The 6993-nt window shown below is 38.5% G+C and carries 6 protein-coding genes; 1 reads left to right on the forward strand and 5 read right to left on the reverse strand.

Annotation, left to right across the window (positions count from 1 at the left end):
- Positions 1 to 282: 282 nt before the first annotated feature.
- The 5 genes from HT689_RS09855 to HT689_RS09380 all read right to left on the reverse strand — a co-directional run bounded on the left by HT689_RS09855 (position 283) and on the right by HT689_RS09380 (position 5720).
- The gene (locus HT689_RS09855; protein ID WP_240146938.1) at positions 283 to 630 is read right to left on the reverse strand and encodes a hypothetical protein; all 348 of its coding nucleotides are present in this window, start codon (positions 628 to 630) and stop codon (positions 283 to 285) included.
- A gap of 29 nt (positions 631 to 659) precedes the next feature.
- Positions 660 to 941, reverse strand: a complete 282-nt coding sequence (locus HT689_RS09860; RefSeq protein WP_240148095.1) for an MgtC/SapB family protein — start codon at positions 939 to 941, stop codon at positions 660 to 662.
- Between the two features lie 298 nt (positions 942 to 1239).
- Complete coding sequence (locus HT689_RS09370) at positions 1240 to 2469, reverse strand: tetratricopeptide repeat protein (RefSeq protein ID WP_173226507.1); 1230 nt, start codon at positions 2467 to 2469, stop codon at positions 1240 to 1242.
- Positions 2459 to 3625 (reverse strand): AI-2E family transporter, encoded by a 1167-nt coding sequence (locus tag HT689_RS09375; RefSeq protein ID WP_173226505.1) that lies wholly within the window; start codon positions 3623 to 3625, stop codon positions 2459 to 2461. The genes HT689_RS09370 and HT689_RS09375 overlap by 11 nt, the downstream gene beginning before the upstream one ends.
- 118 nt (positions 3626 to 3743) lie before the next feature.
- Positions 3744 to 5720 carry a peptide ABC transporter substrate-binding protein gene (locus HT689_RS09380; protein ID WP_173226503.1) on the reverse strand — a complete coding sequence of 659 codons (1977 nt, stop codon included), beginning with the start codon at positions 5718 to 5720 and terminating at the stop codon, positions 3744 to 3746.
- Between the two features lie 197 nt (positions 5721 to 5917).
- Here HT689_RS09380 and HT689_RS09385 point away from each other — a divergent pair, with 197 nt between their 5' ends.
- Complete coding sequence (locus tag HT689_RS09385) at positions 5918 to 6931, forward strand: lactonase family protein (protein ID WP_173226501.1); 1014 nt, start codon at positions 5918 to 5920, stop codon at positions 6929 to 6931.
- The last annotated feature ends 62 nt before the right edge of the window (positions 6932 to 6993 follow it).

Consider the following 6993-nt stretch of genomic DNA (forward strand, 5'->3'; position numbering starts at 1 on the left):
CCCAAAAATTCAGTGGCATATTTAATTGCCCATGTGAAATCCATTTGATAGATTCTCCTTAAAATTTTTTAGATATCTTTTAGCAACTACTTTCCCGAAAGATTGTGACAGAAAACGATTCCAAAGCTTATAAAATAATCTTTGTTTTCAAGATATTCCCAGTTCATTCTGTTATCTGCGCTAATCTGATGTTTTTATATCAATTCCTCCTGATACATAGTATAGGGAATAAGAAGTATCTTTCCCATTCACAAATAAGAGTTTTGCTATGAAAACAAAACTCTATCCTTCTAATGATACAATCTTAACCTGATTTATATAAAAATTCTCGTCACATTGCCATAAAACCTCAGCCATATTTTTGGAGGAAATGGATTTATCGTGATCTGCTCTAATTGTGAGATTATAAGTACTTTCATTTCTGTCCATATCAATATTTAAATTATAAAATCCCTTCTGTTCAATGAGAATATTCAAGGTATATATGGGAGGTTTATTGGTTACAAATCCAGTCATTCTGATATAATAATGGGTATCGCTTTTCAAAAATTTGGAGCTGCTTTTCTGAACAGAGACTACAATTAGACTACAAAATAAGCCTAGAAAAGCAAAACCTGCTCCAATCGCCATTCCAATATCTGCAGTTGCCCAAATACCAGCTACTGTGGTGACAGCACTGATTTTTTATCCCTCATGAAAATAATACCACTAACAATCTGGACCGCAACCCTAGAAGTATCATCATTAGGCGTATCTAAAAAAGCTTCTTTTGATAAAATCATCATTAAATTTGCAGTTAAGACAACCAAAATATGAGTCTTTCTCCCAGCCCGCTTGTGCTTACACTTTCTTTCATAGCCAATTATAAAATCGGAAAAACAAGACAATAAAATGAGAATAATATGTCGGACTTCAATCAGTAGAGCTATCGTATCAAGCATTATTTCCCTCCTCTACCACTCATAATTTTATATTATAGTTCTAGTTAAAACTTTTTTCAAGAGAATATACTTATACTTCGAATTCAAACTGCGTCAACGTCGCCTTTCCATATATATGTGACTGACTTCGTCAGTCTTATTTACAACCTCAAAGCAGTGCTTTGAGCAGCCTGCGGCGAGCTTCCTAGTTTGCTCTTTGATTTTCATTGAGTATTAGTTAAAAACAATACATTTTAAAAATAAAAAACCGCAGTTATTGTCGAGTAATAACTTGCAGTTTTCTGTAATATATTAATTCTTACAATCTCTCAAACAGTTCTTGCATCTGCACATCATCTGGAACCAGTTTTAAGTAAGCTTGTGCATTGACTTTTGCTTCCTCAAAGTAGCCCAATTCACGCAAGAGATAGATATAGTGTTCCAGAAATTCGGGATTGTTCTTCAAATCTCCTGCCAACTCTTGGTAATGCTCATAGGCAGTATCCAAATCGTCCATTTCTTGATAGGAACGAGCAATCATCCACTTGGTCAAAGGATTTTCTGGCTCCTCACTTTGCAAGTCTATAATATCCTCATAACGCTCCTGCTCCAGATAAATAGTGGCTAAACGAAGCAAGATTTCTTCTGTATCCTCAGCGTCTGCTTTTGCAGTAAGGAGATAATTTTCTGCACCACTAGCATCATGCAATTCATAAGAGAATTGCGAAGCAGCTAGCAAGAGACGAGTTTCAAAGGGATTTTTCTCCAACCCTTGCTTAGCGATACGCAGGGCTTCTTGAACTTGATGTTCCTTATGTAAGGCCTGACTGTACCCATACTCATATCCTTCAAAATCAGGAGAAATGGTATCAAGCTGCTTAAAGTAGAGGGTGGCTTTTTGATATTCTTCTTGATCAAAGTAAAGACTGGCCAGCTCAAAAGCTGTTAGGTCATCGTATTCTAACTCCAGAGCTTTTTCTAAAAACTCAGTAGCCGTTTCAAATTTCCCTAACTGGGCATAGGCAAAGCCAATTCGTTGATAGGTAGAAATGCCTGTTTGCTCATAAATAGTACGATTATCTAACTGGGCATAGCCTTGAATAGCTTCTTGGTAATTTTCCAACTCACTATCCAACTCTGCTAAGCCCAATATCAAGAGAGGATCCTCTGAGTAAGTCAAGGCCTCCAATAATTTCTCACGCGCCACATCTGTCAAACCTTCCATCTGGTAAAGGTCTGCTTTTAGAGTCAAAGCCGAAACATACCAGTCACTGTCAGCTTGGATTTCCTCAAGGTAAGCGAAGGCTTCCTCGATTTGACCATCCTCGCTAGCAATTGCAGCTAGATTAAGATGAACCTCTGGAAAATCCTCTACGATTTTCAGGTAAATTTCCTTGGCCTGAGGATAGAAACCAATCCCTTCAAGATAAGTTGCCAACTCATACAGAAGATCACTTGAATCATTTTCTAAAGCTTTGGCGAAATAATGCTCAGCCTTAGTTAAATCTTGCTCCTCCAAAGCCTGTAACATCTGTTGACTATTGTTCACTCTTCCCTTCCTCTCCCTCTAGTTCATATAGGCCACTGACTACCTTATACCATTCAAAAATCGCTGAAATGACAACCTTAGCAGAGGCATAAACTGGAATACCGAGTAAGACTCCCCAAATACCAAACATAGATCCTGAAGTTAACAAAACAAAGAGAACATTAATGGGATGGATATTTAATTGACTTCCCAAAATCAATGGAGAGACAAAACGGCCTTCAATAGTTTGTTCTACGATAAAGACAATCACTACTTTTAAAAGCATGACTGGTCCAGCAATCAAGCCCAATACTAGGGCAGGAAGCATGGCTAGAAAGCTACCAAGATAAGGAACCAGATTTAAAATACCAGCAGTAACACCAAGCGTAACCGCATAGCGTAGACCGATAATCTTGAAGAAGATCATAAACATTACTGCTACAATAATAGCCACTGTCACTTGTCCTCGAACATAGTTGGACAACTGTTGATTCACATCTGATAAAACTTGTCCAACAGGTTCTTTCAATTTTCTTGGCATAAATTGGGTCAAATAGTTACGCAAGCCTTTCCCATCACGCAAGAGATAAAAGAGCATGAAAGGAACGATAATCAAGGCAACAATAACTTGAGATGCCCCGCTAATAAAGGCACTCACCCAGTTGACTGCCTGAGATGAAACCTTACTTGCCCAAACTGTAGCCTGGCTAGAGAAGTTTGTCAAAACTTGCTCTAACTGAGGTCTGAAATCATCTGGCAGGTGCTGGGCTACCAATCCATTAACAATCCTATCTATATCTTCTAAGTAAACAGGAACGTTTCTTGCAAAGGTCAAAACCTGACGTTGCAGATTTGGAATGGCGACTGCCAAGCCCCAAATGATAAAGAGAGCGATGATGACAAAGACAATAGTGATAGCTATGACGCGATTAACCTTATGCTTCTCCATCCAATCAACAATAGGATTCAGTAAATAGTATAGTAAACCAGACAGAATGACTGGCAACATCACAACCGCTAAAAAGTCCAAAACAGGTGAAAATAGAAAACTAATCTTACTTAAAATAAAAAGATTCAGTCCCAATAATAAGGTTACTAAAAATACCGTAATGGCCTTGTTATCTAAAAACCACTTAAAAAACCAAGATAGGCTAAAATGTTTCTCTTTTTGCTCCATAAATACTTCCTTTCTATCGTTCTCTCATTATACCATTTTTAAAGCAAAATAACTCTTTTTTAAAGTGCTTACATGGAGACAGCGACATAAAAAAATCCCCTCAACAGAGGAGATTCGATTAGTCTTGAATATGACGGTCTAAGTTCTTCTGATAATCAGCATTTGATTTGGCTTTTTCATCAGCAAATTTCTTACGGAACTCATCCATTTCTTTAGACGTTACAATCTTGTCTTGTAATTTTTGGTACTTGTAGCTGTGTTCACTTGTCTTATCACCTACCCAACCATCTGCACCGCTACCTGGAACTTTCTTCGTTATTAGCATTTGGGCACCATCTGAGTATACAGGAATAACCAAGGCACTATCTGTTAACCAAGCTTGAGCTTTAGCATATTTAGAATAACGTTTTTGCAGATCTGTTTTCTCACCACTAGCATCCGTAATTAACTCTTTAAACTTATCTAAACCAACAGCTTTGATTGCCGGATTATCTGTACCTGGTGCTACACCAAGTGCTCCTAGAAGAGTTGGGCCAGATGTTGGATCAAATACATCTAAATAGGTTGATGGATCTGCATAATCAGGACTCCAACCACTATTTACATTGATATCCCAATCAATATTGTCAGTTGATGTTGCAAATACTGTCATATTTCCCAATTCATCATCAGAAACTTGTTGAATGTCAATCACTATATTTTCAGAGCCTAAGGCTTCCTCAATGGATTGTTTATAAGATTGGGCTTGACGAATAAAATCTGTCTGAGTAGAGGAAACTGGAAGGTCTAAATGAACGGGGAACTGTACTCCATCGGCTTGAAGTGTTTTCTTAGCAACTTCAAATTTAGCTTTAGCCTTGTCTACATTATGAAGTGAATCTTGTGCATCATCAAGACTCACGTCTTTCCAAGCGCTATCCAACTTATCCAGTTCTGCCTTAGCTACTTGCCCAAACGACTGCTCTCCAACTTGGACAAATGTTGGAGGGGTAAAACTTGTACGTAATTTACGAGGTGCCACTTCGTCCCCAAATACTTGAGATACTGCAGCCGTACGATCTGCAGCGAAAGCCAAGGATTGACGGAAATCTTTATTCAACAAAGCCTTTTTAGTGGATGATTTTTCCGCATCACTTGTTTTAGCAGTATGGTTATAAGCTACACGATCAATATTAGTAGACATATAGAATACGCCACCTCTTTGTTGACCATATACAATATTATCCTTGTATTTTTCTTTTAGACGTTCATAATTGGCAGAATTTTTAAAGAGAGGAGCAGCTGGATAATGTCCCTCATCAAAACCACGTCCAAGAGAATCGGCATCCTGACCATCAAAGAACGACAATTTAATATCATCAATAAAGACATTTTGCTTATCCCAATAGTTTTGATTTTTGGTCATCTCAATAGAAGATTTAGATGTCAATCCCTTGAGGAGGTAGGCACCATTATAAAGAATGCTTGTTACATCAGTCGCCTTCCCAAAGTCATCTCCTTTAGAAGCCAAAAAGTCCTCGCTAATTGGGGCAAGAACGCCCATTGTTGTCTTGGAATTCCAGAAAGATTCTGGATGGTTCAAAGTGTAAACAACCGTATAATCATCTGTCGCTTTTACACCAACAGTAGAGAAATCTGTTGTTTTCCCATTTACATAGTCATCCAATCCTTTGATAGAATCCTGTACCAAATAGAGAGCCTGTGATTTCTTATCAGCTGCGTGCTTCAGACCAGTTACAAAGTCCTGAGCTTTGACTTCACCATACTCTTCGCCTTCATTGGTATACCATTTGACACCCTGACGGATTTTATAGGTATAAGTCAAACCATCTTTTGAAACAGTCCAATCTTCTGCAACTGATGGAATCAGATTTCCATATTGGTCATTTTCAAGTAGACCGTCAATAACGTTCCCTGTGACCTGTTTTGTACTCTTGTTACCAGAAACTGTATAATCCAGAGTCGTAGGGTCTGTAGAGAAGACATAGGTATAGGTAACAGGTTTAGTAGCATCTTTACCACCTGTTGAGCACGCTACTAGCATAGCCGCCGAGAGTATAGCTACACCAGCTGCTAGAAAAATTCGTTTTTTCATAGTAAGGACTCCTTTAAACATTTTATGAATTCATTATAGCACTTTTAAGAAGAAAAGTAAGGAAAACAATCTCAATATTATTATATTTTTCAAAAAAACAATCAATTATTTTTTTAAAGTGCTTACATCTAATTGGATGTCTTTAATTGACTTGTTTTTGTGATATAATAGTCTTATCTTTATATAGAGGTAACGTTATGAAAGAAACTGTTTATTTTGGAACTTACACACGTCGTACTTCCCAAGGGATTTACAAGGCTGACTTTGATACAGAAACTGGTCAGCTTTCAAACCTAGAACTTTTTGCAGCTGAGCCAAGTCCAACCTACCTTGCCTTTGACCAGCACCAACATTTATACACAGTTGGTAGTCAAGACGATAAGGGGGGCATTGCAGCCTATCAAACTGACGGGACTTTGTTAAATCATGTCGTTGAGGAGGGAGCTCCCCACTGTTATGTTGCCGTTGATGAAAAGCGTGATTTGGTTTACGCAGCCAACTACCACAAAGGACAGGTACTTGTTTATAAACGTCAGGAGGATGGTAGTCTTCTACTTAGTGATATGGATCAACACAGTGGCCAAGGTCCACATGAAAATCAAGCTTCCCCCCATGTTCACTATACAGATTTAACACCTGACCACTATCTAGTAACCTGCGACTTAGGAACTGACCAAGTTATTACTTATGACCTTGATCAAGAAGGGAAATTATCTAAGCTCTATACCTACAATAGTATTCCTGGAGCTGGTTCTCGTCATATTGTTTTCCATAACCACTATAAAATCGCTTATCTCATTTGTGAACTCAATAGCACTATCGAGGTTTTAATCTACGATGGCGTTGGCGAATTTGAACGTATGCAGGTCATTTCAACTTTACCAGAAGCTTACGAAGGCTTTAATGGAACCGCTGCTATTCGTCTCTCTAAAGACGGTAAATACCTCTACGCTTCTAACCGTGGCCATGATTCTATCGCAGTATATACCATCCTTGCGGATGGTAGCTTAGAATTGCTAGAAATCGTTCCAACGCATGGTCAGACCCCACGTGATTTTGATTTGACACCCGACCAAAAATTTCTCATTGCTGTCCACCAAGACTCTGACAATGCAACTATCTTTAAACGTAATTGTGACAATGGTCGTCTAGCAGAACTCTCCAACGACTTCCATGTTCCCGAAGCAGTCTGCATCCGTTTTGCTCCTTAATACTCTTCAAAAATCTCTTCAAACCACGTCAGCGTCGCCTTACCGTAGGTATGGTTACTGAC

It is taken from the genome of Streptococcus sp. 2342 (assembly GCF_013276795.1).
Taxonomy (GTDB): domain Bacteria; phylum Bacillota; class Bacilli; order Lactobacillales; family Streptococcaceae; genus Streptococcus.